The following is a 26,364-nucleotide window of genomic DNA, read 5'->3' on the forward strand; positions in this document are numbered from 1 at the left end:
CCTCGGACTCCTCCAACTCGGCTGCGCCCTCATCTGCTACCGCCAACTACCAACCTCATTCTGAAACGAGTTGTTAGGCGTCCTCGTCCTGCTGGGCCTGCTCGCGCTCGGAGTGGTGGCGCTGGTGTGGGTGCTGGCCGGTTCGGCATCCGGGCTCCTGGTGCTGCTCGTACTGGCGCTGCTCGTGCAGGGCGTGAAGTCCCTGATCACCACCACAACAGAGGAATAGGGAAGGGAGGGACGGGTGATGTGGCCGTTCCGCAAAACCACCGATCAGAACTCCGGGAACACCCGGCGGGTGGAGCGGCTGGGCGCACGCATCGCCGAGTCCAAACGACTCCGCCCGTTGTCCCTCGACCCGGATTTGATCGCTGTGGCGATGGAACGCACCCGGCGGCGCACGGTGGCCGGGCTGTGGTTCTTCCTCGCCCTGGGGCTGTCGTTCACCACCACCGGGGTTCAGGCGTTCCTCGCCGGTGACGCCACGTCCGATGATCCGGTGTGGTGGGCGGCGTGGACGGTGGAACCGATGTTCGCAGGGCTGCTGATCCTGCTGCTGAACTTCGAAGCCGTGATCTTGGCGCACGGTGTCGAGCCTGGTCACCACTGGTGGACACGCATCAAACGGGTCTTGCTGGGCACGACGTTGTTCATGAACGTGATCCCGCAACTCGACCCGGCCCGGTTCCAACTCGGGTCGCTGGCGGTGCACCTGATCATTCCCGTGGTCGTCTACGGGCTGGCCGAGGTGATCCCGGTGATTCAGGCCCGGTCACGGCAAGTCGTGATGCAGGGCTATGCCGATGCCGCAGAGCATGACTCACCTGCGGAAACCAGGGAAGTAGTCGCACAGCCGGCCCCGGCTCCAGCCACGCAGGAAGCACCGATGCCGACAGCGGTTCCGGCAGAGCCGGTGAAACGCGGTCCGCGTCTGCCCGCGCACGTCGTCGACGCGCTCAAGCGTGCCCGCGACCAGGCGGCTGAAGAGGGCCGTGGGTTTGCTCCGGTGGATGTGCAGCAGGTGGTGAAGGTCCCGGACGCGATGGCTGCTGCCATCCACGCCGATCTCATCACCACCTGACCGGAAATCGTTGGCACAACTGAATAAGCACAACCCCACGAAGGCGGAGCACCACCACCGAACGACCTCGGTGGTGCTCCGCCTTCGTCATGTTCGAAAGGATCACCTCTGATGGTGCGTACTGACCCGGCGGTCGTGGACCGCTACCAACGACGACTCCACAGCCGTGACTACCAGCAATGGCGTGAACAGGTCGAAGCCACCGGCGGATGCACCCACCCCGTGCGCATGACCGGCGCCTGGACCGTCACCGACAACACCACCAGCCAGGTTCTCGCGCACAAGGGCGGGCACGTCATGGTGCCGTGCGGGAACCGGCGCGAGTCGGTCTGTGCCGCGTGCTCCGACCGGTACGCCGCCGACGCCTTCCACCTCCTGCGCGCCGGGCTCTCCGGCGGAACCAAAGGCGTCCCCGAGCACGTCACCGAACGCCCCCGGGTGTTCCTCACCCTCACGGCACCCTCGTTCGGCCCGGTCCGCGACGACGGACAACCCCGCTTCCCGACTCGGTACGACTACACCGGGCACGTCCTGTTCAACGCACACGCCGGGCAGCTCTGGCACCGGTTCGTCATCGCGCTTCGCCGCCACCTCGCGAAAGCGGCCGGAATCCGGGTCCGCGACTTCGCCGACCATGCCCGGCTGTCGTACGCGAAGGTCGCCGAGTACCAGCGTCGTGGAGCGATCCACTTCCATGCCGTGATCCGCCTCGACAGACCCGGCGGCGCCTCGGACCAGGCCCCGGCGTGGGCGACTCCGGACCTGCTCGCCGACGCCATCCACGCGGCGCATGCACAGGTCAAGATCACCACACCGGAGATCGACGGCCAGGCACTCGAACTGGCCTGGGGCCGTCAGATCGACGTCCGCACCATCAAGGCCGCCAACGCCCCGCACTTCGAAGACGGTAATGGCGAGATCACCGACGACCGCCTCTCCTCCTACGTGGCCAAGTACGCCACCAAGGGCACCGGCAAGTCTGAGGCTGCGGACCGTCCGATCCGCTCCGATGCCCACATCGAACAGTTGCGGATCAACGAGCACTACAAGCAGCTCATGCGCACCGCATGGGCACTCGGCGGCCTAGAGGAGCTGGATCACCTCAACCTGCGGCGCTGGTGCCACATGCTCGCCTTCCGCGGCCACTTCCTGTCCAAGTCCAAGGCGTTCTCCACGACGTTCAAACAGATCCGTGGCGACCGACAGCGCTACCGCCTCGAAGCCGCCCTCGACGAACTCGGCGTCACCGAAGACGCCGTGACCGTGGTCAACCACTGGGACCTGACCTCAGTCGGACACCGCACCCCAGAGGAACGCGACATCGCCGAAGGCATCGCCCAACGCCGACGCGACACCCGCAAACACCACCACACCACCGAACGAAAGGACTAACCCGCCATGCAAAAGCTGTGGGGACCCAACGACGTGGCCGATTTCTTCGGTGTGCCCGTGGGCACCGTCTACCAGTGGCGCACCCGAGGCACCGGCCCTACGGGAAAGCGCGTCGGCAAGCACGTCCGCTACCGGCCCGAAAACGTCGAAGCATGGTTCGACGAACAACCTGAAGGGGTGATCTGAAGTGGGACGGCCACCCCTTCCGCTGGGAACGTACGGCGAGATTCGTTGCAATCAGATCGCGTCGAACAAGTGGCGGGCTCGGGCCAAGTACCGCGATTACGACGGCAAGGTTCGGGACGTGGAGCGGATCGGCCGGAGCAAGACGGGCGCCAAGGAGAACCTGCGCACGGCTCTGCGCGACCGATCCCGTGCCGTTGCTGGGGACGAAGTGATGGCTTCGACGAAGCTTGAGGTCGTCGCGGAGATGTGGCTTCGGGAGCTCGACGAGTCGGACAAGGCGCTGCGCACGAAGCGGACCTACCGAGAGAGCTGGACCAGGGATGTTCAACCGGCTGTCGGTGCGTTGCGGGGCAGCGAGATCACGGTTTCGTTGGCGACACGAGTCCTGCGGACCGTTCATGACACGGCGGGTCCTGGAAGCGCGCAACACGCGAAGGTCGTGCTCGGCGGGATCATGGGCCTCTACGTCCGCCACGACGCGATCGAGAACAACCCGATCAGGGAGGTCGTCCTTCCGAAGTCCGGTGGCAAGAAGGCCAAGAAGGGACGCATGGTCCTGGAACCCGAAGAGTTGCCGAAGCTGCGTAAGCACTTGCGGGGTCGCAAGAAGGCGGTTCGCCGGGATCTTCCGGGTGTGGTGGACGGCTTGGGTGCTCTCGGTTGCCGCATCGGCGAACTGCTGGCTCTGGACTGGAGCAAGGTCGACTTCGCCGCTGGGACCATCGCTATCGAGGGCACGGTCATCCGGGTTACCGGCGACGGTCTGATGGTCCAGCCGCACACGAAGTCCGGTGCCGGCATGCGCACGATCACGGTGCCCGCGTGGTACGTGGACATCCTCAATCGCCGCAACGCGGAATCAGAATCGCCGTGGGTGTATCCCACGTCCACAGGAACGCTTCGAGATCCGGACAACACCCGTGCTGATCTGCGGGAGGCTGTGGACGGGACGGAGTGGGAGGGGCTGCACCCGCATGCCTTCCGCCACCTGGTCGCGACGGTCCTGGACGCGGCCGGTCTCTCCGCGCGGGAGATCGCCGACTACCTCGGGCACGAGCGGGTCAGCATGACGCAGGACGTGTACATGCACCGCAAGTCGAAGGGTCGTTCGGCGGCAGATGCGCTGGCGAAGATGCAGCTGGAGAGCTGATGCCAATTGCGGGGGTTTAGCGGGGGTCGATCTTGAACCGACCGAATCCCCGCGTCTCTCACCAGCGGTAATGCGCCCCCGGCAGGATTCGAACCTGCGACACCGGCTTTAGGAGAGCCGTGCTCTATCCCCTGAGCTACGGGGGCGTGCGTCGACGCGTCGACCCCTGGAGGGTACCGGCCGGGGATCGCCGGGCGACAGCAGGGAGTGGTGAAGCGGCCGTTGGTGATCGAGTGGTCGCGTATGGTGAGGTGATCGTCACTGGACAGCCGAGCCGGCCGTGCCGATGCGGTCTGGGGGAGTGGGCATGGGCAACGAGAACCGCGGCGACGTCGACAAACTCGTGCAGGCGGGCTCGGTCGGGCAGGTGCACTTCCACGAACACCACCACGGCGCAGAGGTGCTGCGCGCCGAGCAGCTCCCGCCGCCGCCCGCGGGGTTCGTCGACCGGGAACCGGAGCGGGCCCGGTTGGACGAGGCGCTCGAGCGGGGTGGGGAACGCGCGCTGTGCGTGACGATCAGCGGTGGCAGCGGTACCGGCAAGACCGCGCTGGCGCTGCACTGGCTGCACGGGGTGCGGGACCGGTTCCCCGACGGGCAGGTTTACGTCGACCTGCGGGGGAAATCGGTGTCGACGGGCGGTGTCCTGTCGCATTGCCTGCGCGGGTTGGGGATGCGGGGTGCGGACATCCCGAGCTCCGAGGACGAGGCGCTCGCCGAGTACCGCAGCCGGACCAGCGGGCGGAAGGTGGCGTTCGTCTTCGACGACGTCGCGCAGCCGCGGGAGCTGCTCCCGTTGCTGCCCGCTTCGGATGCGGGGCTGATGGTGCTGATCACGCACCGGCAGTCCCGGGACCTGGTGGTGGACGGGGTGTTGCCGCTGGAGTTGCGGCGGCTCGACGTCGACGCGGGGATCGACCTGCTGCGCGCCGGAGCTGGCGAGCGGGTGGCGGCCGAGGCGGACGCCGCCCGGCGGCTCGTCGAGCTGTGCGGCGGGTTGCCGATCGCGCTGCGCATCACCGCCGGGCGCCTCGCGAAACGGCCCAGGTGGACGGTGGCGCGAGTGGTCGCGGAACTCGACGACGACCGGCAGCGGTTGGACCGGTTCACCGAAGGAGGCGTGCCCGTCGTGAGCGAAGCGTTGGACCGGGCCGTCGGCGAACTGCCCGAAGCGCAGGAATCCCTGTACCGGCTGCTCGGCGTCATCCCCGGACCGGCGTTCGCCGCCGACGCCGTCGCCGCGCTCGCTCAGCTGCCGGTCGCCGACGCCGAGGAGCTGCTGTACGAGCTGCACGAGGCGAACCTGCTCGAATGCAACGACCAGGACGAATTCCGGTTCCACGACCTGGTCCGGCTGCACGCCACGCGCTTGCGGACGCCGGACGCGGAGGCGTTGCGGCGCCTCGTCGACTGGTACCGGGTTCGGGGCGCCTACGCGGATCGGGCCGTCCTGGAACCGCAGCGGCTGCGCGTCGGGCAGGACGACGAGCTGCTCACGGCGGAGAACCCGTTCGACCACGACGCTGCGCTGCGCTGGCTGGAGCAAGAGCGGGTCAACCTGCTCGCGGTCCTCGACGCCGCGCACCGGCAGGAGTGGAACCGCGCGGTGATCTCGCTGTGCGACGGCCCGCTGTGGGCGCTGCACAACCAGCACAAGCACTACTCCGACACGCTCGCCGCGCTCGGCTCGGGAGTTGAGGCGGCGCGGCGCGAGCAGGACCGGGTGGCCGAGGCGCGGCTGCGGACCCTGCGAGTGCAGCTGCTGCTCGAACTGCGCGAGTTCACCGACGCCGACGAAGCCGCCGCTGGTGCGCGTGCCATCGCGGAAGAATCCGGGCACCGCCGGGTGCTCGGGTCCGCGCTGGAATTCCACGGGAAGGTCCACCTCGAACAGAGAGCCTGGTCCGAGGCGATCTCCCTCTTCGAGCAGGCGCGCGCGATCAACGTCGAACTGGGCAAACCGCGCGCCGTCGCGCTGCAGGAATACCTCATCGGGCGGGCGTTGACCGGGCGTGGCGATGCCGCGGAGGCGGTGCGGTGGCTGACGTCCGCGTCGGAGCGGCTCCGCGAATTCCCGCGAGATCGACGCACGCCCGGGCGCATCAACGTCGCGTTGGGGAGGGCGCACCAGCAGCTCGGTGATCACGAAGCGGCGATCGTCGCGCTGCGCACGGCGGTCGACGGCGTCCGCGCCCGGACGGCGTCGTTCGACCTGGCCGAACCGCTGGAGCTGCTCGCCGAATCGCTGCTGGGGACCGGTGACGCCGACGGCGCCCGGCGATGCCTGCGCGAAGCGCTGGACGTCCTCGACGACGCGCGGAACACCGGTGCGCAGCGCGTTCGCGACCGGCTCGCTGAGATCGAGTGATCCGCCTCCGAGCTAGATCGGGGACGGGGTGAACGGGGAGACCGGCTCCGGGACCGCCGGGAACGCGGGCGGGCTCAGATCGAGCTGGGCGTAGACGGCCTCCCGCAGCCGCGCGACCGCTTCAGCCGGGCGAAGGAAGGCTCGCGCGGCGAGGGATTCGTGGTCCGGCACCGGCAGTGCACCGTCCACTTGGGACATGAGGTTCACCGGACGCAGCCGGGGCACGTGGGTGCCGAGGTGGGCGATCGGCGTGCCCGGCGCCAGCTCCGGCTCGGCGAACGCGCCCAGGAGCAGCGGCTTTCCCAACGCTGCGGCGTACAGGGCGAGTGAGCCGTGATCGGCCACGACGGTGTCCGCGGCCACCAGCGCCGCGCGCCAGCCGCGGTGCGGCGGCACCACCACCAGGCCCGAGCGCCGCGCCCGCCGAGTCCACTGGCCGACCTGCCAGGCGCTGTGCTTGGACCACACGTTCGGATGCAGCACCAGCGCCACCCGGGAGTCCGGCAGCTCGTCCACCAGGCTCGACGCCAGTTCCGGCCACTCGGCGAACAGCGAACCGCCGCCCCAGGTCGAGCTGACCACCACGAGCCGCCGCCCGTCGAGGCCGAACTCCGCGCGGTACTGCTCGCGCATCGGCAAGCTCGCGCGCAGCCGGGCGAAGCACGGGTCGCCGACGACCACGGCGCGTTCGGCGGCGTCCGGGCATGAACTCCGCAGCAGCTCCAGTTGATTCCGGTGCGACAGCGCCAGAACCGAGGGAACCACTCGTCCATCGTGGAGCAATTGCTCGGCTGAGAGCCCGGAGATGTCGTTGGCCACGCCCGAATCCGTCGGGCGGAGCTTGTGGTAGCCCGCGCCGTGCGGGAGCGTCAGCACCGGGACGTCCAGCTCGTGCAGCGCGCCGTTGCTGCTCGGGGAGATCGCCAGGTCGACGTGGTCCTTCGTCGCGTCCCGCCACGGCAGCGACCGCATGCGGGCCGCGTCCAGATGGCCTTGCAGGTCCGCCTCGAACTCCGAACCGGCCGCGACCGCGAAGCGCGTCTCCACGCGGAAATCGTCCGCCAGCACGGCGAAGACGTCGTGCAACCGGTCCAGCGCGGTCAGGGTGCGGACCACTCCGAGCACCCGGCGGCGAACCGGGATCGTGGACCAGCGATCGGCCCGCTCACCCACGGCAGCCCCGCTCCGGGACTCCGGGACTCCGGGACTCCGGGACTCCGGGACTCCGGGACTCCGGGACTCCGGGACTCCGGGACTCCGGGGCGGATTGTCCACGCGCGATCGGGGAATCCGCGTCGGGGGCGGCGTCGTCGGCGGGCATGGCCGCCGATCCTAACCGCCCTGGATCTCCGGCCGGTCCTGCTCCGGATCGCCGCGGTCGATCTCCACCCGGTTCCGCCCCGCCCGTTTCGCCCGGTACAGCGCGATGTCCGCCGCAGCGAACAGGTGGTCCAGCTTCGCCGGGCCACCGGCCACGCCGATGCTCACCGTCGGCGGCTGCCTGGTGCGGCCCAGCACCAGGCGCCAGTCGTGCCGGTCCACGGCCGCGCGGATCCGCTCGGCGACGACCGGACCGGCATGGCGGGAGTCCTCCGCGTCGTCCACCAGCAGCACCACGAACTCGTCCCCGGCCCAGCGGCAGAGCAGGTCGTCGGCGCGGCACTCGCGTCGCAACAAGTGCGCGACCTCCTGCAACGTCGCGTCACCGGCCGCATGGCCTGCAAGGTCGTTGACATCCTTGAACCAGTCGACGTCGAGCAGCACCAACCACGGGATGCGGCCCTGCGACGCCGTGGTCTCCAGCAGGACCGGTGCCTGGCGCTGCAAGCCGAGTCGGTTCACCAGGCCCGTCAGCGGATCCCGCACCGCGGCCTCCTGCGCGGCCGTCGCCATCCGCTGCGCCTGCACCGCGACCCGCCGCTGCTCCAGCGCCTGGCCCAAGCCCTCCTGCAAGGTCTCCACCGCGATGCCGCTCGCGCGCACCGTGCGCCGCAGCGCCGCCGCCTCGCCCACCGCGTCGCCGAGGTGCACGCAGATCGCGGCCAAGTCCAGCGAATACCGCATCATCTGCATCGTGTCGCCGATGCTCTCGGCGTTGTCCAGGGCGCGGCTGGCGAAGGTCCGGGCCCCCTGCAGGTCGCCCTCGTCCCGGCGCACCACGGCGAGCACCCAGTTGGCCACCGCCGTGCAGAACCAGTCCTCGGCCTGCTTGCTCAGCTCCAGGGAACGCCGGGCCAGCCGGTCCGCTTCCGGTAGGCGGCCCAGCCCGGCCAGCGCCCGCGCGCCGCCCGCGAGCGCCACGCGCTGCAGTTGGCCCTTGTCGACGACCAGCAGCGCCTCGTCGAACAGGTCGCGGGCCGTGGTGAACAGCCGCTCCGCCGACTCGGTGTCCCGCGCCACCGAGCGGAAGATCAGCGCGCTGGCCTGGCGGACCAGGCAGTGCGCCAGCGTCTCCGGGTCACCGTCCTTGCGCGCCACCTGCACGGCGAGCGTCATCAGCTCCAGCGCGGAGGCGCGGTGCCCGATCGTCTCCAGCAAATTGCCGAGGATGCTGATGGTCTGGGCAGCCGACTTGCCCGCGGGCTGGTCCGAATCCAGCTCCGTCCAGCCCTCCGCGGCCAGTTCGAGCGCCTGCGGGATCCGGTTGAGCCGCCAGGACAACCACGCCCGGTGCACCAGCACCGTCGCCCGGTTCCACTGCTCGTCCACCCGGTTCACCCCGGTGGCGATGAGCTCGTCGAAGGCCACGTCGGCCTCGTGCAGCCGACCGGAGTCCAGCAGCAGCCGCACACGACGATCCTGCGCGGGGATGTGCCCCGACATCAACGAATCATCCTGTCGCACGGCGTCTCCGAGATCGTGTCCCTCGTGCCCCGTTCCCCGCGTCCTGCTACAGGCTACCGGGGCTCGCCGCGCCGGTACTTGTCGTGATGGACCACGTCCTCCAGCGGGGCCCGCCGCCGCCAGCCGTGTCGTTCCAGGTCAGGGGTTTCCGCGAGGGCGTGCACGGGGCCCACGCAGAGCCACGCGACGGGCCGCACACCGCTGGGAATGTCCAGCAGGCGGCGCAGGAAATCCTCCCGGTAGAAGCTCACCCAGCCCACGCCGAGCCCTTCGGCGGTCGCGGCCAGCCACAGGTTCTGGATGGCCAGGCACACCGAGTACAGGCCCGCGTCGGCGATCGCGTGCCTGCCCAGCACGGCGGGGGAGCCGCGGTCCGGGTCGTAGGTGACGGCGATGCCGAGGCCGGATTCGACGATGCCCTCGACTTTGATCTTCGAGAAGGTGTCGGCGCGCTCGCCGCTGAGCTCGGCGGCGAACACGCTGCGCTCGGCGAGCACGTGTTCGCGAAAGGCGCGGCGGGTGGACTCGTCGCGGACCAGCACGAAGTCCCACGGCTGGCTCAGGCCCACGCTGGGCGCGCTGTGGGCGGCGGTCAGCACCCGACGCAGCACGTCGGCGGGAATCTCGCCGCCGGTGAACTCGGAACGGACGTCGCGGCGGCGCGCCAGCACGTCGTAGAGGTCGGCCGCGGGCATCGGGTCGGTGGATCGAGCGGTGGTCATTGGCTCGATCCTGCCGTGCCCCGGGACTCGGGCGTGATGGTGGGGAGCACATCGGGGCGTGCCGTGACCCGCTGTGCACGAGGCGGCACCTGCCGGGAGGCTCCTCCCGGCAGGTGCCGCGCTTCAGCGCTTGGCCGGGCTCGGGTAGGGGAGCAGGGCCATCTCGCGCGCGTTCTTGATCGCGTTCGCGACTTCGCGCTGCTCCTGCATGGTCAGCCCGGTCACCCGGCGCGATCGGATCTTGCCGCGGTCGGAGAGGAACTTGCGCAGCAGTGCCGCGTCCTTCCAGTCCACCTCGACGACACCCTCCTTGCGCAGCAGGTTCTGCTTGCGGCGGGGCGGTCTGCGGTCGTTGGTCGCCACGGTGATCACCAGCTCGACTTGGTCACGCCGGGCAGCTCGCCGTGGTGCGCGAGCTGGCGCAGGCGCACCCGGGAGAGCCCGAACTTGCGGAAGTAGCCGCGCGGCCTGCCGTCCACGGCGTCGCGGTTGCGGACGCGGGTCGCGCTGGCGTCGCGCGGCTGGCGGGACAGCTCGGCCACAGCGGCGTCGCGCTGCTCGGCGGAGCTGCCCGGCGCGGAGATGATCCGCTTGAGCTCCGCGCGCCGTTGGGCGTGCCGGGCCACGATCACCTTGCGCTGCTCGTTGCGGGCGATCTTGGACTTCTTGGCCACCTGGCCTCCTTCGGGGTAGTCGGGCGCGCTCAGCGCTCCTCGCGGAACTCCACGTGCCTGCCGAGAACCGGGTCGAACTTGCGCAGGCGCAGGCGGTCCGGGTTGTTGCGGCGGTTCTTCCTGGTCACGTACGTGAATCCGGTGCCGGCGGTGGAGCGCATCTTGATCACCGGGCGGATGTCGTTGCTCGCCATCAGACGCGCTCCCCACGTGCGCGCATCTCGCCGACGACGGACTCGATGCCGCGCTTGTCGATGGTCTTGATGCCCTTCGCCGACACCCGCAGGCGGATCCAGCGGTTCTCCGACGGCAGCCAGTACCGGCGTTGCTGCACGTTGGGCAGCCAGCGGCGGCTGGTGCGCACGTGCGAGTGCGACACCTGCTTCCCGTAGCCGGGTTCCCTCCCGGTCACTTGGCAGCGGATGGACACCTGAGCCTCCTGGTAACGACAGTCGTTTTCATTAAGAGTACCGTGTCGGCACAGCAGATGAAAACCGTTCCCGATTGGGGCTGCAGGTGGGCAACAGAACCGAACCGTCCCGGACCGCCCGAGTGCCGCTGATCGTGGTGGCCGGGCTCCACGAAGAACACGTCGCGGCGACCGCGGAATCCGCCCGCGCCACCGACCCGCAGGGCACCGCCGTCGTCCACCACGACCTGCGCGAAGTCACCGGCGGAGTCGTCCGCCGCCACCTCCGGCAAGGCGACTCCGAGCAGCTCACCGTGCTCGAACTGGCCCACGGCTGCGTCTCCTGCACGCTGCGCGAGGACTTCCTGCCGCTGCTGCGCAGGCTCGCCGCCGCCCCCGACGTGCGGCGCATCGTCGTGCGCCTCGACCCGTCCTTGGAACCGGAGGCGATCTGCTGGGCCATCGAGCACGTCGTCGTCGACTCCGCGCCCGTGGCCGAGGACGTCGAAGTCCAGGCCGTCATCACCGCCGTCGACCTGCCGAGCTGGCTCACCGACGCGGGCGGCGACGAGCCGCTCTACGAGCGCGGCCTCGCCGGCAGCCCCGATGACGAGCGCACCGTCGCCCAGGTCGGCGTTGGGCAGGCCGAGTTCGCCGACGCCGTCGTGCTCGCGGGCGACGCCGACCGCTGGCAGGCCGCGCGCACCGAAGCCGTGCTGCACCGGCTCACCCCGGCCGCGCCGTTCGCCGCGCTCGCCGGGCTCGACCTGCCTGCGCTGCTGCGGCGCCTCCCGGACAATGCCCGGCGCGGCCAGGTCGACGGCGCGCACGGGCCGTTGCTGCGCGGGCAACCCCCGCTCGACGACGAGGCCGGGGTCTCCGTCGTGGTCTTCGAGCAGCGCCGCCCGTTCCACCCCGAGCGCCTGCACGACTCGCTGGACGTGCTGCTCGACGGAGTCGTGCGCACCCGCGGACGCGCCTGGGTCGCCAGCCAGCCGGACATCGCGCTGTGGCTCGAATCCGCGGGCGGCGGTCTGCGGGTCGGGCACGCCGGGCCGTGGCTGGTGACCCAGAGCCCCGAGCAGTGGGCCGAAGTGGACCCGGAACGCCAGGTCAAGGCCTCGCTGAACTGGGACGACTACTACGGCGACCGGCTGCAGGAGCTCGTGATCATCGCGCACGAGGCGAAGCCCGGCGACATCCGCGACGCGCTGCTGGCGGCCCTGCTCACCGACGAGGAGCTGGCGCTCGGCGAGGCCGCATGGCGCGAGTTCCCGGACCCGTTCGGGGAGTGGCACGAGGACCCGTGCGCCGAAGACGAACCGGAACAGGCACCCGCGTCGCGCGAACGGGGCGGCGACCGGTGAGAACCCGCACGGCGGGCATGAGCAGGCGGTACCGCGGGGTAGCCCCGGCACCCGAGCCCGCTCGGGCGTCGAGCAAGAACGTCCCAGCACGAGGAGGAGACACGTGAAACCGAACATCCACCCCGAATACGGGCCGGTCGTGTTCCAGGACCGCTCCACCGGAGCCCGGTTCCTGACCCGCTCGACCGCGACGTCGGAGGACACCGTCACCTGGGAGGACGGTGCGACATACCCGTTGATCGTCGTCGACATCACCGCCGACTCGCACCCGTTCTGGACCGGGAACCAGCGAGTCCTCGACAGCGAAGGCCGCGTCGAGAAGTTCCGCCGCCGCTACGGCAACCGCACCCGCTGAGGAGAGCACCCGCATGGCCGTTCCGAAACGCAAGACGTCCCGCAGCAACACCCGGCACCGGCGCTCGCAGTGGAAGGCGACCGCGCCCGAACTGGTGCCGATCGTCGTCGACGGCGAGCGCAAGCTCGTCCCGCGCAACCTGATCCGCTACTTCCAGCAGCGGTGAAGGGCGCTTGCGCAGGGGCGAGGTAGCGGGGCCCGGTGGTCTTCTCGCCGCGGGATCGCGAGAAGACCACCGGGACGTCGTCGCTGACGGCCGGGCGCCGAAAGCGCTGGTGCGGCTGGGAGTCGAGTCACATCCGGCCGGGGCCGGGGCGTGCGAAGGCCCGTTCTCAGGTCCTTCTCAGGGCTTCGCGCAACACTGTCCGCATGCGCATCCTCGTCGTCGATGACGACCGGGCCGTGCGCGAGTCGCTGCGTCGCTCGTTGCAGTTCAACGGCTACCAGGTGGAACTCGCCGCGGACGGTCAACAGGCCCTGGACTGGCTGGCCGACCAGCGGCCGGACGCGATGGTCCTGGACGTGATGATGCCGCGCCTGGACGGCCTGGAGGTGGCGCGAAGGTTGCGCAGCACCGGCGACGATCTGCCGATCCTGGTGCTCACCGCCCGCGACGCCGTCTCCGACCGGGTCGCCGGACTCGACGCGGGCGCCGATGATTACCTGCCGAAGCCCTTCGCGCTGGAAGAGCTGCTGGCCCGGCTGCGCGCCCTGCTGCGCCGCGCCTCCCCGGCCGAGGACGACGGCTACGACAGCCCGCCCGCGCTGCACTTCGCCGACCTCGACCTCGACCCCGGCACCCGCGAAGTGCGCCGCGGCGACCGCCCCATCAGCCTCACCCGCACCGAGTTCGCGCTGCTGGAACTGCTGATAGCGCACCCCAAGCAGGTCCTCACCCGCAGCCGGCTGCTGGAGGACGTGTGGGGCTACGACTTCCCGACCTCGGGCAACGCCCTGGAGGTCTACGTCGGGTACTTGCGCCGCAAGACCGAGGCCGAAGGTGAACCGCGCCTGATCCACACCGTGCGCGGCGTCGGCTACGTGCTCCGCGAGACCCCGCCGTGATCGAATCCGCCCCACCGCCGCCCGAAGCGACCGCCGGCCGCGACCGGTTGCAGCGCATCTCGCTGCGCAACCGGGTCACGCTGCTGGCGGCGATATGCGTGGCCGGAGCCGTGGCGCTGGTGTCGCTCGGCGCGTTCTTCACCGTGCGCGACAGCCTCTACGAGCAGCTCGACGACAGCCTGCTGCGCCGTGCCGTCGAAGCCGAAGCGGGGCCGCTGATCAGCGCTCCCGCCGGGTTGCAGGGCGTCCCGGTGGCGTTCTACACGGCGGCGAACCTGCAGATCAGCGTGCTCTACCCGAACGGCGCGGAGCTGGCGCCGGGCAAGCGGCCTCCCTCCGGGGCGCTGGAACTGGCCGTGGCGCAGGGGAAGCTGCCGAAGTCCATCCGCACCGACGACGCCACCAACAGCCGCATCGTGGCGGTGCCTGCGGACAACGGGGCGCTGGTCATGGCGCAGTCGCTCGCCCCGACGAAGGCCACGCTGGCACAGCTGAGCCTGGTGCTGGTCGTGATCGGCGGAGCGGGGATCCTGCTCGCCGCCGCCGCGGGCACCGCCGTGGCCAGCGCCGGGCTGCGCCCCGTGCAGCGGCTCACCGCGGCCACCGAACGCGTCGCGCTGACCGGGGACCTGCGGCCCATCCCCGTGTCCGGGGACGACGAGCTCGCCAGGCTCACCACCTCGTTCAACGACATGCTCGGCGCGCTCGCCGAATCCCAGGAGCGGCAGCGAAGACTCGTCGCCGACGCCGGGCACGAGCTGCGCACGCCGCTGACCTCGTTGCGCACCAACCTGGAACTGCTGATGGCCGCCGCGCAACCGGGGGCGCCCGCGCTGTCCGAGCAGGACCGCGAGGAGATGTTCGAGGACGTGCGCGGCCAGATCACCGAGCTCTCCGCGCTCGTCGGAGACCTGGTCGAACTGGCCAGGGAGGACGCCCCGCAGGCCGTGCACGAACCGGTCGAACTCGTCGACGTGGTCGAACGCGCGCTGAACCGGGCGCGCAGGCGCGCGGGCCCCGTCGAGTTCGACGTGCGGCTGCAGCCGTGGTCGATGATGGGCGACGCCACGGCGCTGGAACGCGCGGTGCTGAACCTGCTGGACAACGCGGCGAAGTGGAGTCGCGACGGCGGGACCGTGCGGGTCGGCATGCACGCCGACGGCGCTGGTTCGGTGGTGCTGGAGGTCGCCGACAGTGGGCCGGGCATCGCCGAGGCGGATCGGCCGCACGTGTTCGAGCGGTTCTACCGGTCGTCGCTGGCGCGCACGCTGCCGGGCTCGGGGCTGGGGCTCTCGATCGTCAAGCAGGTGGCGGAGCGGCACGGCGGCAGCGTGTGGGCCGGTGCCGCGCCGGAGGGCGGCGCGCTGCTGCGCATGATCCTGCCGGGGCACCTGGCGTGATCCGCGCCCGCGGCCCCGCCCGGCGGGCGGGGTTCGACCCGGTCGCGGGCGCGGTCTGCTCCGGCTGGCGGTGGGTCACGGTTGATCGGCCGCGCCGGTGGTGACCTGTTTCGCGGGCGTTGGTGCCTGCGTGTGATCCTCGTACCGTTCGGAAGGGTTCATTCGGAGCAATCTGCCCGAAAATCCAACAGCATCGAACACATTTGGTGATCATTGTCGGTGGTTACCCCGATTTTCCCGGTGAGTCGTTGCGGGTAGTGTTGGTTCATGTTGACTTGACTCGTCAAGTCAGCAGCATCCTCACGAACAGGACGCGCACCGACGCAGTGCCCGCCCGAGGACGAGCGGTCCGGGCCGGCTGGATGGGACGGGTGGAGTGCTCGCACGCCAACGCCAGGAAGTGATCCTCGACGAGGTGCGGCGCACCGGCGCCGTGCAGGTCAGCGAGCTCGTGCTGCGCCTGGGCGTTTCCGACATGACCATCCGGCGCGACCTCGACGCGCTCGCCCGCCAAGGACTCGTCGAGAAGGTCTACGGCGGCGCCACCACCACCCTCGGCCGCAGCACCGACGAGCCCGGCTTCGAAGCGAAATCCGTGCGCCAGCTCGCCGAGAAGGAAGCCATCGCCCGCGCCGCGGCGGGCCTCGTGCGGCCCGGCACGGCCATCGGCCTGTCCGCCGGGACCACCACCTGGACCCTCGCCCGGCACCTCGACGACATCCCCGACCTGACGGTCGTGACGAACTCGGTCCGCGTCGCCGACGTGCTCCAGCAGCGCGGTCGCACCGACCGGACCGTGGTGCTCACCGGCGGCGTCCGCACCCCGTCGGACGCCCTGGTCGGCCCGGTCGCCGTGCAATCGCTGCGAGCCCTGCACCTGGACCTGGTGTTCCTCGGCGTGCACGGCATGGCGCCGCGCGCCGGGTTCACCACGCCGAACCTCAACGAGAGCGAAACGAACCGCGCACTGGCCGAAGCGGCCAGCAGGCTCGTGGTGGTCGCCGACCACGCGAAGTGGTCCACGGTCGGCATCTCCACCATCGTCGACTTCGCCGAAGTGGACGTCCTGATCAGCGACGACGGCCTGCCCGCCGACGCCAGGCAGCTGCTCGCCGAGCAGGTGCACGAGCTCGTGATCGCCGAATCGGTGCTCACCGCGGAGTCCGCACCAGACAAGCCCGGCCCGGAACAGGCCGGCAGCGATCAGGAGGCCGCGCGGTGAAGCGCACCGTCCGGGAACTGGCAGACGGCAGGCAGATCCTCTACTACGACACCGATCCGGCGCGCGTGCGCGAAGCCGTGGACGCCCGCGACCTCCCGCCGCGGCCACCGGTCTCCGAGATGCGGCGGGATCCGCTGACCGGGGAGTGGGTCGCGATGGCCGCCCACCGCCAGACCCGCACCTACAAGCCCCCGGCCGACCAGTGCCCGCTGTGCCCGAGCACGCCCGGCAGGCTCACCGAGATTCCCGAGGCCGACTACGAAGTCGCGGTGTTCGAGAACCAGTTCCCGTCCTTCGCCGCCGCCGAACCCGATCCGTCCGCAGTGGACGGGATGCCGATGGTGCCGACCGGGCGGGCGCGCGGGCGCTGCGAGGTCGTGTGCTTCACCTCCGACCACAACACCTCGTTCGGCCAGCTCACCCCCGCTCAGGTGCGGACCGTCGTGGAGGCGTGGGCCGACCGCACCGCCGAGCTCGCCGCTACGCCCGGTGTGGAGCAGGTCTTCTGCTTCGAGAACCGGGGCGAAGAGATCGGCGTGACGCTGCACCACCCGCACGGGCAGATCTACGGGTACCCGTTCGTCACGCCCAAGACGGAGCGGATGCTGCGGGCCGCCGAGGACTACCGGGCGCAGCACGGCAGGCCGGTGCTCGGCGACGTGCTCGCGGCCGAGCGCGCCTCCGGCCGCCGCGTGATCGTGGAATCCGAGCACTGGACCGCGTACGTGCCCGCCGCCGCCCGCTGGCCCGTCGAAGTGCACGTCGTGCCGCACCGCCAGGTGCCCGACCTCGTCGCGCTCACCGACGCGGAACGCGACGACTTCGCCACCACCTACCTGGAAGTGCTGCGGCGCCTCGACGGCCTCTACGACCGCCCGCTGCCCTACATCGCGGCGTGGCACCAGGCCCCGGTCCGCACCGGCCGGGACCTGTCCTGGCTGCACCTGGAGCTGTTCTCGGTACTGCGCTCCGCGGACAAGCTGAAGTACCTCGCCGGGTCGGAATCCGGCATGGGCGTGTGGATCAACGACGTCACGCCGGAGCAGGTGGCTGATCGGCTCCGCGCGGTGTGAACCGGCCGGGCCCCCGGGAGCGCGCGCTACGCGTAGTGAACGACGGCTGAGGCCGAGCTCTCGTCCGGGGGATGTTCCGCGGGGGCGCTGTCGATATTTCGTCGGCCACTCCACAGGCGGGTCTCAGGCGGTTCTCAGCTGAATGCCCCAAAGTGGGGAACATGAACGACGAGCCCCAGCGCGGCTCGGGCGAATCGTCCGAGGACCCGCGGCAGCAGGCAGACAACAGCGGAACGGCGCACCTTCCGCAGGCGACCGGCGACACGCCGCCTGCCGGGGCGTTCGACGGATCCGCCACCACCCAGCAGGCCCACCCGTACGCCGACCCGGCGTACGGGCAACCGGCCCAGCAGCCCGGTGGCCACGCCGCGACGCAGCAGCAACCCGGCCCCTACGGGTACGAGCAGCAAGGAATCGGCGGCACCCCCGGCGGGCAGTACCCGCACATGGGCGCCCCGCACCAGCACGGCTGGTACCAGCAGCCGATGGGCGCGGTGCCGGTGCAGGAGAACCGCGCGGGCAAGCGCAACGGCCTCGTCGCCACCGCCCTGGTCGGGGCGCTGGCGGTCGGCCTCATCGGCGGTGGCGTCGGCGGATTCGTCGGCTACCGGCTCGGTTCCTCCGGCTCCGAATCGCAGGCCACGAGCCTCGAGCAGCAGCCGCCCGCGCGCAGCGCCAGCGTCGCCCCGGAAGGGTCGGTGCAGGGCGTGGCGCAGAAGGTGCTGCCGAGCGTGGTGCAGCTGCAGATGCAGAGCGCGCAGGGATCCGGCGAGGGCTCCGGCATCGTGCTCAGCCAGGACGGCTACATCCTCACCAACGCCCACGTCGCCGAAGGCGCCGGTCAGGGCAAGCTCACCGCGATGTTCAACGACAACCGGTCCGCCTCGGTCCGGGTCATCGGCTCCGACCCCAGGTCCGACCTCGCCGTGGTCAAGGCCGACATCACCGGCTTGACGCCCGCGGAACTGGGGCGTTCGGACGATCTGCCGGTCGGCTCGCCGGTCGTGGCGATCGGGTCGCCGTTCGGCCTCTCCGGCACGGTCACCAGCGGCATCGTCAGCGCGAAGGACCGGCCGGTGCGAGCGGGCGGCCAGAGCGGTGACCAGGAGAGCGTGCTCAACGCGTTGCAGACCGACGCCGCGATCAACCCCGGCAACTCGGGCGGCCCGCTGGTCGACATGGACGGGCGGGTCGTGGGCATCAACTCGGCCATCTACAGCCCCGGTTCCGGGCAGGAGCAGGGCGGTTCGGTCGGCCTCGGCTTCGCCATCCCGATCGACCAGGCGCAGCGCACCGCGAAGGAGCTCAAGGACACCGGCTCCGCCACCCAGACCACGCTGGGCGTGCGCATCAGGAGCGCTGAAGGGGGCGGCGCGGTCGTGGCCGACGTCGTGCCGAACGGTCCGGCGCAGCAGGCCGGCATGCAGAACGGCGAGCGGATCACCAAGTTCGACGGCCGGTTCATCGAGGACGCCGACGCGCTCGTGGCGACCGTGCGTTCGCACCAGCCGGGGCAGAAGGTCCAGGTGACCTTGACCGGCGCGAACGGTGGCCCGGAGCGGACGATCGACGTCGTGCTAGCCGGCCAGAAGGGCTGATCGACCACCCGGCTGCTCCGGCGGCCATCCGAACGGCCCGTCGGGCCGCGGTGACAAGGAGAACGCGACAGATGTCCGAACGCAACGGTCATGTCATTCCGCACCGGCCCCACCAGGACCGAGCTCGGCTGGTCGAGCCCGGCGGGTCACTGGATCTCCCCCCGGAGCTGCTTGCCACTACGGTGAACGGCATGGAACGCAGCGCGCAGCGGCTGGGACGCGCCCTGGTGGTCGTGGTGGACGACCGGGCCGCGCAGGGCGAGCAGGAGGACAGCATCGGTCCGCTGGTGACCGAACTGCTGGAGGAAGCCGGATTCATCGTGGACGGAACCGTCGCGGTGGCCGGGGAGACGGTGGACATCCGCAACGCGCTGAACACCGCGGTGATCGGCGGCGTGGACGTGGTCATCACGGTCGGCGGCACGGGCGTCTCGCCTCGGGACGTCACGCCGGACGCCACATCCGGTGTGCTGGACATGCCGGTGCCCGGCATCGCCGAGGCGTTGCGGGCGTCCGGGCTGGCCGCGGGCGCGGTCGACGCTGGCGTCTCGCGCGGGCTCGCCGGGGTGTCCGGCAGCACGCTGGTGGTCAACCTGGCCGGTTCGCGGGCCGCGGTCCGCGATGGGATGGCGACGTTGTCGCCGCTGGTCACGCACGTGATCGAGCAGTTGTCGGGGCTCGAACAGGCCTGATCCCCACATCGACAGGACGGTGGCGGTGCCCTGCGGGTGCCGCCACCGTCGTCGTTTCCCGGGTCAGGCCGAGGGCGGCGTGCCGGGGCCGTCGGTGTCCGGCTTGCGCGGCGTCTCACCGGGCTGCGCCGTGCCGGAGGAGCCGGGGTCCGCGGAGCCGGTGCCGGGCGAACCAGTGCCGGGCGAACCAGTGCTGGGTGAACCCGTGCTGGGCGAACCCGTGCCGGAGGAGCCGGTGCCCGGCTGCGCGGTGCCGCCGGAGCCGTCCGCGGTGTCGCCGGAGGCGCCCTGGTCGCGCTTGAGCACGCCTTCGACCTTGCTGCTCACGTTCTCGATCTGGTCGTGGTACTTGCCGCCGGTGGCCTTGTCCAGCTTCGACTTGGCGGCGTCCAGCCCCTTCGTGGCGTTCGGACCCGCTTTCTCGGCGAGTTCGCCCGCCTTGTCCTTGGCCTGGTTGGCCAGGTCCTTCGCCTTGTCCATGAAGCTCATCCGCTGCCTCCAGGTGGCTTTGCCGCTGTCGGCGGCCGGGACGCCGCGGTGCCGAACGCGGCCCGAAGCCGTGGGCGTCAGCGCGTCCCGGCCGCCACCGGGAAATCCCCGGGTGCGGAATCCATGGTGGCACCACGATCTTGACGGAGGAAGCGAGCCATGGCGTCCGTCGTCCGCTCTTCCCCGAGATGGGGGACGATGGTGGGGTGACGGAAACCGAACGGCAGCGCAGGCGCCGCCTCGCAGAGATCTTCGGCGAGGTGCTCCCGCAGACCACGTCCGACGAACGATCCGAGGGGCCGGACCGGCGAGAGGGTGATCAGCGGGAGACCGACCGCTGGTACCGGGAGAACCGGCCACCGCACCACGGCGGCTGACTCCCCTGGACGGTGGCTCAGTTCTTGCTGGCGTCGCCGTTCGCGGACTTCGCGGCCACCGAGGCGGTGGCCGTGGTGTCGTCCACCTCGGACAGGCCCTTCACCATGGGCAGGCCCTGCTCGCGGCGCAGCAGGTCGCGGATCTCCAGCAGCAGCTCCACGTCGGTCGGTTCCGACTGGCCTTCTTCCTTGCCCTTCTTGCGGCGCTCCTGGATCTTCTGCATCGGCATGACGAACAGGAAGTACACCACCGCGGCGGTGATCAGGAACGTGATGATCGCGTTGATCACCACGGCGAAGTCGATGATCGAAGCGTCGTTGCCTGCGCGGATCTGGAACGACAGCCCGGTCACGTTCGAACCGCCGGTCGCGGCGATCACGGGCTTGATGACGCTGGTCGTGACCGCGGTGACCAGGGCGGTGAACGCGCTGCCGACGACGACCGCGACCGCGAGGTCGATCACGTTGCCTCGCATCAAGAAGTCCTTGAAGCCCTTGAGCACGGAATACTCCTTCATTCGTCTGAAAAGTGCCCGAGACCGTCCCGAGCGGTGAAACCGTGGAAGCCGATCCGGAGGCATCCCTGCGGCTGCTCAGCGGAGGGTAACGGTCACCGAATGGATCAATGACGCTCCGGCCACTGCTGGCGCCCGCTGCTCCGGAATGCCGACCAGGACGAGTCGTCCCTGGTCCGAACCGCTGCCAGTGGTGCGCACGGCGAGCACCGGCACTCGCTCGGCCAACACCGATCCGTCGGCGGAACGCTCTGGATTTGTGACCAGGTCCACTCGAACGCCGGGATGCAGCAGGTCCGCCACGCCCGAGTCGGCGAGCCGGACGGGCACCGCGACCTGGCCGGGATCCGGCGCCACGCCCGCAGGGGCCGTCCCGGCGGGCTCGGTCGTGCCCGGTTCGGCTCCGGCGAGCCGGACGTCGGCCCGCGGCTCACCTGATCGGCCGGCGGGCAGCACGGCGAGCGCGCCGGCCAGCACGAACAGCGCGGTCGCCGCGATGCGGCGCGCGAGCAGCGCGCGGGTCCCCCGCGGTCGCGGTGGTCCGGGCAGCAGCGCGCCGATCCGCTCCCGCAGGTTCGGCGCGAGCGAGCGGTCCTTCTCGCGCCCGGCTCGGATGCGGGCTCGTGGCGCTTGGATTCGCTGCGCGGAATCGGGGGATCCCGGTGGTCTCTCGCGCCACGCGAATTCGGCGCGTTCCGCGCGGTGCGAATCGGTGGAACCGAATGAATCGGTCGTTCGCGTGGTTTCTTCCGGAAGTCCGCTCTCGAATCCGCAGCGCCTGGTTTCGTGCCGCCCGCCCATGGTTCCTCCCCGTCGTCGACCAGCTGTGATCGACGTTAGGGGAGGTCGCGGGACGTGGACAGGGTCAAGTTCGGAATCTGTGGATGGATCGGCCGCCTGTGGACAACTTCGAATCGGAATCCTGAAATTTGCCACTAGTGCAGAAAAAAATCGCCGACCGCGAGTGCGGTCGGCGATCTCGTGGATCAGGTGGAACGGCTCAGGAAGCCGCCGCGGTGGTCGAGGAGGAACTCGACGACGAACCGGAAGAGGAACTCGACGAGGACGAGGAGGACGAGTCGGAGGACGAGCCGGAGCTCTTCGACTCACCGGACGAGGAGGACCCCGACGACGAGCCCGAACCCGAATTCGAGTTCGACCGGTTGTCGGTGCGGTAGAAGCCGCTGCCCTTGAACACGATGCCCACCGCGTTGAACAGCTTCCGGAGCCGACCGGTGCACTGCGGGCACTCGGTCAACGAGTCCTCACTGAAGGACTGCACCGTCTCGAAACGGTGATCGCATTCAGTGCAGGCGTACTGGTAGGTGGGCACGGCCGTCAACCTCCGGGCGTCATCGTGTTGGCACTCGAATGAACAGAGTGCCAGCACGATGATGCGTCAAATGAGGTGCCCAGCGCAAACACTCTTAGGTCACACCGCGTGCCCGGCGTCCCCGGTGTCGATCGGCACGACGCCGTGACCAGGCGTCATCACCGCGTGCATCCGCACGTCGTGCTCCTCACCGGGCAACGCCGCCACGAACTCCGCATCGCGCACCACCCCGATCAGCCGAGCCGCCGGATCCGCCAGCGGCAACGACCGGTCGTAGTGCCCGGCTCCCCGGCCCAGCCGGACACCGCGGCGATCCACCGCCAGCGCCGGCACCAGGATCGAATCGGCGGCCCCGATCTCGGCCGGCCCCAGCCGCGGCCCGTTCGGCTCCAGCAGGCCGTACCGGGCCGGGTCCAACGAGTCCGCGCCGGTGTACTCGGCCCAGTCCAGCGGCGCGGCACCGACCACGATCGGCAGCAGCACCCGGCACCCGCTCCCGCGCAGCGCGTCGAGCATCGCCGCGGACCCCGGTTCGCCCCGCACCGGCACGTACGCGGCCACCACCCGAGGCGTGCGCCGCTCGGCCCAGCGCAGCACCACCGAACGAAGCGAATCCGCTTCCGCTGATCGTGTGGTTTCGCTGATGCTCCGTCTGCGTTCGGCCAGGGTGCGCCGCCAATCGGACTTGGTTTCCCGTAGTTCTCCCAGCGAGGTCACAGCTCCACCATAGGTGCGCCCGATAGGCTCCCGAGCCATGAACACCGCTGCCAGCAACCCCGCGAACGCTGCGTTCCGCACTGCCATCGTGCCCGCAGCGGGCCTGGGCACCCGGTTCCTGCCGACCACCAAGGCCGTGCCCAAGGAATTGCTGCCCGTCGTCGACACTCCGGGGATCCAACTGGTGGCGACCGAAGCCGCCGAAGCGGGCGCCGAGCGCCTCGTGATCGTGACCTCCCCGGACAAGAAGGCCGTCACCGACTACTTCCAGCCCGCCCCCGAACTGGAGCGGACGCTGCGCGAACGCGGCAAGGACGCCCTGCTCGACAAGGTCCGCCGCGCCCCCGAACTGATCAAGGCGGAGACGGCCTTGCAGCACGAGGCCCTCGGCCTCGGCCACGCCGTCAGCTGCGCGGAGGACAACCTGGACGCCGCCGACGACGCCGTCGCGGTGCTGCTGCCCGACGACCTCGTGCTGCCCAACGGAGTGCTGTCCAAGATGGCCGAGACCCGCGCCCGCTACGGCGGCAGCGTGCTCTGCGCCTTCGACGTGCCCCGCGAGCAGGTCTCCTCGTACGGCGTCTTCGACGTCGCCGAGACCGACGAGGACGACGTCAAGCAGGTCCGCGGCATGGTGGAGAAACCCGCTCCGGAGGACGCGCCGTCCAGCTTCGCCGCCGCCGGGCGCTACCTGCTCGATCGGGCGGTGTTCGACGCGCTCAAGCGCATCGAACCCGGTGCCGGAGGTGAGCTACAACTCACCGATGCCGTAGCGTTGCTGATCTCGGAGGGGCATCCGGTGCACGTCGTGGTGCACCGAGGGGCGCGACACGACTTGGGAAATCCTGGCGGTTTCCTCAAAGCTGCGGTGGACTTCGCGCTGGACGATCCCGAGTACGGGCCGGATCTGCGGAACTGGCTCGGTGCAAGGCTGAACAGGAGCTGACGCCCAGGCGGCCTCGGCTCCACCCGGAAGAGGTCGAGTGCCATGAGGTCAGTGGACGAGCAGCTCGCGCGTGTTCTCACCGCCGCGGTGCGGCCCGCGCCGGTACGGGTGGCGATCTCCGAAGCGCAGGGATTGCTGTGCGCCGAGGAGATCGTGGCGGGGCAGGCACTTCCCGGTTTCGACCAGGCGGCGGTGGACGGCTACGCGGTGCGCAGCGTCGACGTGCGCAACGACGCGGGCGAGGGCTCGGTGCTGCCGGTGGTCGGCGAGATCACCTCCGGCTCCCGGCAGGCCCGGCGGCTGCAACCCGGCCAGGCCGTGCGGGTGACGGCCGGGGCGCCGTTGCCGACGCTGGCCGACGCGGTGGTGCCGCTGGACCACACCGACGAGCACCCCGCGAAGGTCACCGTCCGGCAAGGCGTGCCCTCCGCCGCGTTCGTGCGCAGGGCCGGGGAGGACGTGCAGACCGGTGACCTCGCGGTCCGCCGCGGCTCGGCGATCGGCTCCGCCCAGGTCGGGCTGCTCGCGGCCGTCGGCAGGGACAAGGTGCTGGTGCATCCGCGACCGCGCGTCTCGGTGCTCTCGCTGGGCGACGAGCTGGTCGACGTGGACCGGACTCCCGGCCAGGGGCAGGTCTACGACGTCAACTCCTACGCGCTGGCCGCCGCGGCTCGCGACGCGGGCGCCGAGGTCACCCGCGTCGGCATCGTCAGCACCGACCCGAAGCGGCTGCGCGAAGTCGTCGAGGGCCGGTTGCTGCTCTCCGAGATCGTGGTGATCGCCGGTGGTGTCGGCGGCGCGCTCGGCAGCGAGGTCAGCGCGGCGCTGGGCGACCTCGGGGAGCTCGACGACACGCGGGTCGCGATGCAGCCCGGTTCCATGCAGGCATTCGGCAGGCTCGGCCCGGACGAGGTGCCGACGTTCCTGCTGCCCGGCAACGCCGTGAGCTCGCTGGTCGTCTTCGAAGTCCTGGTGCGGCCGTTGATCCGCTCCGCGCTGGGCCGCGGCAATCCGCACCGCCGCACCGTCTCGGCGAACCTGCTGTCCCCGGTGACCTCGGCTCCCGGGCGCCGCGGATTCCTCCGCGGGCAGCTGCTGCGCGACCCGGAGACCGACGCCTACATGGTGCAGCCGCTGGGCACTTCCGGATCGCACCTGCTCGCGTCGCTGGCGGAGGCGAACTGCCTGATCTTGGTCGACGAGGACGTCACCGAAGTCGGAACCGGAGAGGACGTCCGGGTCCGGTTCCTGTCCCAGCGCGCGTGACCCGAGCCATGTCCGAGGACGCCGAAGCGCTGTTCCCCTCCCGCCACCCGGGCTGGCCCGCGCGTCCGGGGCCGCTGCTGGTGCCCGCGGGTGCCGTCGAGCTGCGACCGCCCCGGCTGCTGGACGCGTCGGCGTGGAGCGGGCTGCGCCTGCGCGACCGGGCCTACCTGCAGCGCTGGGAACCGACGACGATCGGGGACTGGCGGGACCGCAACGCGCTGCTGGCCTGGCCCGCGCAGTGGAGCGCGCTGCGGGGCCTGGCGCGCCGCGGCCAGGCGCTGCCGTTCGCGATCACGGTCGACGGCCGGTTCGCGGGGCAGCTCACCGTCGGCAACGTCGTGCGCGGAGCGCTGCGCTCGGCCTGGGTCGGCTACTGGGTCTCCGAGGGGCACTCCCGCGGCGGGGTCGCCACGGCCGCCGTGGCCCTGGCCGTGGACCACTGCTTCGGCCCCGCCGGTCTGCACCGGCTGGAAGCCACGGTGCGGCCGGAGAACGCGCCGAGCCTGCGCGTGCTGGAGAAGGCCGGGTTCCGCCGCGAGGGGCTCTTCGAGCGCTACCTCGACGTCGAGGGTGCTTGGCGCGACCACTACGTCTTCGGACTCACCGCCGAGGACAACCCGTCGGGCGCGGCGGCGGCGCTGGTGCGCAGCGGACGGGCTCGGTACGCCTGAGTTCCGGCCTCCGGGCCACCGAGACCTTCATCACCGAGCCGAGGCGCCCCGTCGCTCGACCGAGTGCATTTTCCCTGCTCCCAGGCGTGCGGATGCCGACACGCCGGGGCTTCGCTTCCCGTCCTGCGTTTCGCGCGTGCGGTTTTCTGCCTCCGGGACGAAACGAAATCCGGTCGGCGTGGCTCAGAGACAGATGTGACAGGAGTGGCTAGCGTGGCGGTCGCAGCAGTGTGCGGCAGGCAGCCAGGGGGAGGTGGCGAGGCGTGCCCAGTTCTTTGATCTTCGCGGCGCTTGCGGCGGCATGGTTGGTCGTGCTTGTTCCGATGTTCGCCCGTCGCCGGCAGGAAGTGTCCAAAACGACGGATTCGGCACTGGCGGCGCGAGTGGTGCGCAGGGGCAGTGATCGGTCCGCGACCGGCGTGGGAACGGATAGGGCGCAGGAGGCGCACGGC

The 26,364-nt window shown here is 70.7% G+C and carries 31 protein-coding genes, 1 tRNA gene and 1 pseudogene; 20 read left to right on the forward strand and 13 right to left on the reverse strand.

Annotation, left to right across the window (positions count from 1 at the left end):
• The first annotated feature begins 70 nt into the window (after positions 1-70).
• From OOZ19_RS17340 to OOZ19_RS17360, 5 genes are all read left to right on the forward strand, one after another.
• On the forward strand, positions 71-229 hold the full coding sequence (locus tag OOZ19_RS17340) for a hypothetical protein (protein WP_266091160.1): 159 nt from the start codon (positions 71-73) through the stop codon (positions 227-229).
• An 18-nt stretch (positions 230-247) separates the two neighbouring features.
• Positions 248-1,081: a hypothetical protein gene (locus OOZ19_RS17345; RefSeq protein ID WP_266091290.1), complete on the forward strand. Its 834-nt coding sequence runs from the start codon at positions 248-250 to the stop codon at positions 1,079-1,081.
• Between the two features lie 111 nt (positions 1,082-1,192).
• On the forward strand, positions 1,193-2,473 hold the full coding sequence (locus tag OOZ19_RS17350) for a replication initiator (protein ID WP_266091161.1): 1,281 nt from the start codon (positions 1,193-1,195) through the stop codon (positions 2,471-2,473).
• A gap of 6 nt (positions 2,474-2,479) precedes the next feature.
• Positions 2,480-2,659: a helix-turn-helix transcriptional regulator gene (locus tag OOZ19_RS17355; RefSeq protein WP_266091162.1), complete on the forward strand. Its 180-nt coding sequence runs from the start codon at positions 2,480-2,482 to the stop codon at positions 2,657-2,659.
• Between the two features lies 1 nt (position 2,660).
• Positions 2,661-3,809 carry a site-specific integrase gene (locus OOZ19_RS17360; RefSeq protein WP_266091163.1) on the forward strand — a complete coding sequence of 383 codons (1,149 nt, stop codon included), beginning with the start codon at positions 2,661-2,663 and terminating at the stop codon, positions 3,807-3,809.
• Positions 3,810-3,882: 73 nt separating this feature from the next.
• Here the strand turns inward: OOZ19_RS17360 and OOZ19_RS17365 are convergent.
• Positions 3,883-3,955, reverse strand: a tRNA-Arg gene (locus OOZ19_RS17365).
• Between the two features lie 161 nt (positions 3,956-4,116).
• Between OOZ19_RS17365 and OOZ19_RS17370 the strand changes: the two genes are divergently transcribed.
• Positions 4,117-6,177, forward strand: a complete 2,061-nt coding sequence (locus OOZ19_RS17370) for an NB-ARC domain-containing protein (RefSeq protein ID WP_266091164.1) — start codon at positions 4,117-4,119, stop codon at positions 6,175-6,177.
• 12 nt (positions 6,178-6,189) lie between these two features.
• On the opposite strand, the gene OOZ19_RS17375 is transcribed toward OOZ19_RS17370, so the two are convergent.
• From OOZ19_RS17375 to rpmB, 7 genes are all read right to left on the reverse strand, one after another.
• Positions 6,190-7,350, reverse strand: coding sequence for a hypothetical protein (locus OOZ19_RS17375; protein WP_266091165.1), 1,161 nt, complete (start codon positions 7,348-7,350; stop codon positions 6,190-6,192).
• A 159-nt stretch (positions 7,351-7,509) separates the two neighbouring features.
• Positions 7,510-9,000, reverse strand: a complete 1,491-nt coding sequence (locus OOZ19_RS17380) for a GGDEF domain-containing protein (protein ID WP_266091166.1) — start codon at positions 8,998-9,000, stop codon at positions 7,510-7,512.
• 74 nt (positions 9,001-9,074) lie between these two features.
• Positions 9,075-9,743 carry a 5,6-dimethylbenzimidazole synthase gene (gene bluB / locus OOZ19_RS17385; protein WP_266091167.1) on the reverse strand — a complete coding sequence of 223 codons (669 nt, stop codon included), beginning with the start codon at positions 9,741-9,743 and terminating at the stop codon, positions 9,075-9,077.
• Positions 9,744-9,866: 123 nt separating this feature from the next.
• Entirely contained in the window at positions 9,867-10,106 is a 240-nt protein-coding gene (gene rpsR, locus OOZ19_RS17390) for a 30S ribosomal protein S18 (RefSeq protein ID WP_266091168.1), read from the reverse strand.
• A 5-nt stretch (positions 10,107-10,111) separates the two neighbouring features.
• On the reverse strand, positions 10,112-10,417 hold the full coding sequence (gene rpsN, locus OOZ19_RS17395; RefSeq protein ID WP_184476569.1) for a 30S ribosomal protein S14: 306 nt from the start codon (positions 10,415-10,417) through the stop codon (positions 10,112-10,114).
• Positions 10,418-10,446: 29 nt separating this feature from the next.
• Complete coding sequence (gene rpmG, locus OOZ19_RS17400) at positions 10,447-10,611, reverse strand: 50S ribosomal protein L33 (protein WP_184476571.1); 165 nt, start codon at positions 10,609-10,611, stop codon at positions 10,447-10,449.
• Complete coding sequence (rpmB, locus tag OOZ19_RS17405; protein ID WP_266091169.1) at positions 10,611-10,847, reverse strand: 50S ribosomal protein L28; 237 nt, start codon at positions 10,845-10,847, stop codon at positions 10,611-10,613. The genes rpmG and rpmB overlap by 1 nt, the downstream gene beginning before the upstream one ends.
• 74 nt (positions 10,848-10,921) lie before the next feature.
• On the opposite strand from rpmB, the gene mrf reads away from it, so the two are divergent.
• The 9 genes from mrf to OOZ19_RS17450 all read left to right on the forward strand — a co-directional run bounded on the left by mrf (position 10,922) and on the right by OOZ19_RS17450 (position 19,598).
• The gene (gene mrf / locus OOZ19_RS17410; protein WP_266091170.1) at positions 10,922-12,193 is read left to right on the forward strand and encodes a ribosome hibernation factor-recruiting GTPase MRF; all 1,272 of its coding nucleotides are present in this window, start codon (positions 10,922-10,924) and stop codon (positions 12,191-12,193) included.
• Between the two features lie 103 nt (positions 12,194-12,296).
• On the forward strand, positions 12,297-12,548 hold the full coding sequence (locus OOZ19_RS17415) for a type B 50S ribosomal protein L31 (RefSeq protein ID WP_266091171.1): 252 nt from the start codon (positions 12,297-12,299) through the stop codon (positions 12,546-12,548).
• A 13-nt stretch (positions 12,549-12,561) separates the two neighbouring features.
• Positions 12,562-12,714 (forward strand): 50S ribosomal protein L32, encoded by a 153-nt coding sequence (gene rpmF, locus OOZ19_RS17420; protein WP_184476577.1) that lies wholly within the window; start codon positions 12,562-12,564, stop codon positions 12,712-12,714.
• A gap of 203 nt (positions 12,715-12,917) precedes the next feature.
• Positions 12,918-13,613: a response regulator transcription factor gene (locus OOZ19_RS17425; RefSeq protein WP_266091172.1), complete on the forward strand. Its 696-nt coding sequence runs from the start codon at positions 12,918-12,920 to the stop codon at positions 13,611-13,613.
• Entirely contained in the window at positions 13,610-15,013 is a 1,404-nt protein-coding gene (locus tag OOZ19_RS17430; protein ID WP_266091173.1) for a sensor histidine kinase, read from the forward strand. The genes OOZ19_RS17425 and OOZ19_RS17430 overlap by 4 nt, the downstream gene beginning before the upstream one ends.
• Positions 15,014-15,389: 376 nt before the next feature.
• Complete coding sequence (locus tag OOZ19_RS17435) at positions 15,390-16,235, forward strand: DeoR/GlpR family DNA-binding transcription regulator (RefSeq protein WP_266091174.1); 846 nt, start codon at positions 15,390-15,392, stop codon at positions 16,233-16,235.
• Positions 16,232-17,308 (forward strand): galactose-1-phosphate uridylyltransferase, encoded by a 1,077-nt coding sequence (galT, locus tag OOZ19_RS17440; protein ID WP_266091175.1) that lies wholly within the window; start codon positions 16,232-16,234, stop codon positions 17,306-17,308. The genes OOZ19_RS17435 and galT overlap by 4 nt, the downstream gene beginning before the upstream one ends.
• Before the next feature lie 161 nt (positions 17,309-17,469).
• The gene (locus OOZ19_RS17445) at positions 17,470-18,906 is read left to right on the forward strand and encodes a S1C family serine protease (RefSeq protein ID WP_266091176.1); all 1,437 of its coding nucleotides are present in this window, start codon (positions 17,470-17,472) and stop codon (positions 18,904-18,906) included.
• 191 nt (positions 18,907-19,097) lie between these two features.
• On the forward strand, positions 19,098-19,598 hold the full coding sequence (locus OOZ19_RS17450; RefSeq protein ID WP_184476585.1) for a MogA/MoaB family molybdenum cofactor biosynthesis protein: 501 nt from the start codon (positions 19,098-19,100) through the stop codon (positions 19,596-19,598).
• A gap of 63 nt (positions 19,599-19,661) precedes the next feature.
• Here OOZ19_RS17450 and OOZ19_RS17455 read toward each other — a convergent pair whose 3' ends face one another.
• Positions 19,662-20,087 (reverse strand): antitoxin, encoded by a 426-nt coding sequence (locus tag OOZ19_RS17455; protein ID WP_266091177.1) that lies wholly within the window; start codon positions 20,085-20,087, stop codon positions 19,662-19,664.
• A gap of 188 nt (positions 20,088-20,275) precedes the next feature.
• On the opposite strand from OOZ19_RS17455, the gene OOZ19_RS17460 reads away from it, so the two are divergent.
• Complete coding sequence (locus OOZ19_RS17460; RefSeq protein ID WP_184476589.1) at positions 20,276-20,464, forward strand: hypothetical protein; 189 nt, start codon at positions 20,276-20,278, stop codon at positions 20,462-20,464.
• 17 nt (positions 20,465-20,481) lie between these two features.
• Here the strand turns inward: OOZ19_RS17460 and mscL are convergent, their stop codons facing one another.
• From mscL to OOZ19_RS17480, 4 genes are all read right to left on the reverse strand, one after another.
• Complete coding sequence (gene mscL, locus OOZ19_RS17465; RefSeq protein WP_266091291.1) at positions 20,482-20,967, reverse strand: large conductance mechanosensitive channel protein MscL; 486 nt, start codon at positions 20,965-20,967, stop codon at positions 20,482-20,484.
• A gap of 90 nt (positions 20,968-21,057) precedes the next feature.
• The gene (locus OOZ19_RS17470; RefSeq protein ID WP_266091178.1) at positions 21,058-21,780 is read right to left on the reverse strand and encodes a CpaB family protein; all 723 of its coding nucleotides are present in this window, start codon (positions 21,778-21,780) and stop codon (positions 21,058-21,060) included.
• Positions 21,781-21,979: 199 nt separating this feature from the next.
• Positions 21,980-22,312: an FmdB family zinc ribbon protein gene (locus tag OOZ19_RS17475; protein ID WP_266091179.1), complete on the reverse strand. Its 333-nt coding sequence runs from the start codon at positions 22,310-22,312 to the stop codon at positions 21,980-21,982.
• A gap of 99 nt (positions 22,313-22,411) precedes the next feature.
• Complete coding sequence (locus tag OOZ19_RS17480) at positions 22,412-23,068, reverse strand: 5-formyltetrahydrofolate cyclo-ligase (RefSeq protein ID WP_416309452.1); 657 nt, start codon at positions 23,066-23,068, stop codon at positions 22,412-22,414.
• On the opposite strand from OOZ19_RS17480, the gene OOZ19_RS17485 reads away from it, so the two are divergent.
• From OOZ19_RS17485 to OOZ19_RS30265, 4 genes and pseudogenes are all read left to right on the forward strand, one after another.
• The gene (locus OOZ19_RS17485) at positions 23,067-23,975 is read left to right on the forward strand and encodes a UTP--glucose-1-phosphate uridylyltransferase (protein WP_266091181.1); all 909 of its coding nucleotides are present in this window, start codon (positions 23,067-23,069) and stop codon (positions 23,973-23,975) included. The genes OOZ19_RS17480 and OOZ19_RS17485 overlap by 2 nt on opposite strands.
• A gap of 42 nt (positions 23,976-24,017) precedes the next feature.
• Positions 24,018-25,241, forward strand: coding sequence for a molybdotransferase-like divisome protein Glp (gene glp, locus OOZ19_RS17490; protein WP_266091182.1), 1,224 nt, complete (start codon positions 24,018-24,020; stop codon positions 25,239-25,241).
• A gap of 8 nt (positions 25,242-25,249) precedes the next feature.
• Positions 25,250-25,912 carry a GNAT family N-acetyltransferase gene (locus tag OOZ19_RS17495; RefSeq protein ID WP_266091292.1) on the forward strand — a complete coding sequence of 221 codons (663 nt, stop codon included), beginning with the start codon at positions 25,250-25,252 and terminating at the stop codon, positions 25,910-25,912.
• Between the two features lie 263 nt (positions 25,913-26,175).
• Positions 26,176-26,358: pseudogene (locus OOZ19_RS30265) on the forward strand (SepX/GlpR family protein); the annotation flags it as partial.
• Positions 26,359-26,364: the final 6 nt, after the last annotated feature.

Origin of the sequence: Saccharopolyspora sp. NFXS83 (genome assembly GCF_026241095.1) — a bacterium.
Lineage (GTDB): Bacteria > Actinomycetota > Actinomycetes > Mycobacteriales > Pseudonocardiaceae > Saccharopolyspora_C.

Excerpts from the sequence above, each read along its gene's own strand:
- OOZ19_RS17345 (WP_266091290.1), top strand. The coding sequence starts at position 248 with ATGTGGCCGTTCCGCAAAACCACCGATCAGAACTCCGGGAACACCCGG.
- OOZ19_RS17350 (WP_266091161.1), top strand. The coding sequence starts at position 1,193 with ATGGTGCGTACTGACCCGGCGGTCGTGGACCGCTACCAACGACGACTC.
- OOZ19_RS17355 (WP_266091162.1), top strand. The coding sequence starts at position 2,480 with ATGCAAAAGCTGTGGGGACCCAACGACGTGGCCGATTTCTTCGGTGTG.
- OOZ19_RS17370 (WP_266091164.1), top strand. The coding sequence starts at position 4,117 with ATGGGCAACGAGAACCGCGGCGACGTCGACAAACTCGTGCAGGCGGGC.
- OOZ19_RS17380 (WP_266091166.1), bottom strand. The coding sequence starts at position 9,000 with ATGTCGGGGCACATCCCCGCGCAGGATCGTCGTGTGCGGCTGCTGCTG.
- bluB (WP_266091167.1), bottom strand. The coding sequence starts at position 9,743 with ATGACCACCGCTCGATCCACCGACCCGATGCCCGCGGCCGACCTCTAC.
- rpmG (WP_184476571.1), bottom strand. The coding sequence starts at position 10,611 with ATGGCGAGCAACGACATCCGCCCGGTGATCAAGATGCGCTCCACCGCC.
- rpmF (WP_184476577.1), top strand. The coding sequence starts at position 12,562 with ATGGCCGTTCCGAAACGCAAGACGTCCCGCAGCAACACCCGGCACCGG.
- OOZ19_RS17425 (WP_266091172.1), top strand. The coding sequence starts at position 12,918 with ATGCGCATCCTCGTCGTCGATGACGACCGGGCCGTGCGCGAGTCGCTG.
- OOZ19_RS17445 (WP_266091176.1), top strand. The coding sequence starts at position 17,470 with ATGAACGACGAGCCCCAGCGCGGCTCGGGCGAATCGTCCGAGGACCCG.
- OOZ19_RS17450 (WP_184476585.1), top strand. The coding sequence starts at position 19,098 with ATGGAACGCAGCGCGCAGCGGCTGGGACGCGCCCTGGTGGTCGTGGTG.
- OOZ19_RS17455 (WP_266091177.1), bottom strand. The coding sequence starts at position 20,087 with ATGAGCTTCATGGACAAGGCGAAGGACCTGGCCAACCAGGCCAAGGAC.
- OOZ19_RS17460 (WP_184476589.1), top strand. The coding sequence starts at position 20,276 with ATGGGGGACGATGGTGGGGTGACGGAAACCGAACGGCAGCGCAGGCGC.
- OOZ19_RS17470 (WP_266091178.1), bottom strand. The coding sequence starts at position 21,780 with ATGGGCGGGCGGCACGAAACCAGGCGCTGCGGATTCGAGAGCGGACTT.
- OOZ19_RS17485 (WP_266091181.1), top strand. The coding sequence starts at position 23,067 with ATGAACACCGCTGCCAGCAACCCCGCGAACGCTGCGTTCCGCACTGCC.
- OOZ19_RS17480 (WP_416309452.1), bottom strand. The coding sequence starts at position 23,068 with ATGGCTCGGGAGCCTATCGGGCGCACCTATGGTGGAGCTGTGACCTCG.
- glp (WP_266091182.1), top strand. The coding sequence starts at position 24,018 with ATGAGGTCAGTGGACGAGCAGCTCGCGCGTGTTCTCACCGCCGCGGTG.
- OOZ19_RS17495 (WP_266091292.1), top strand. The coding sequence starts at position 25,250 with ATGTCCGAGGACGCCGAAGCGCTGTTCCCCTCCCGCCACCCGGGCTGG.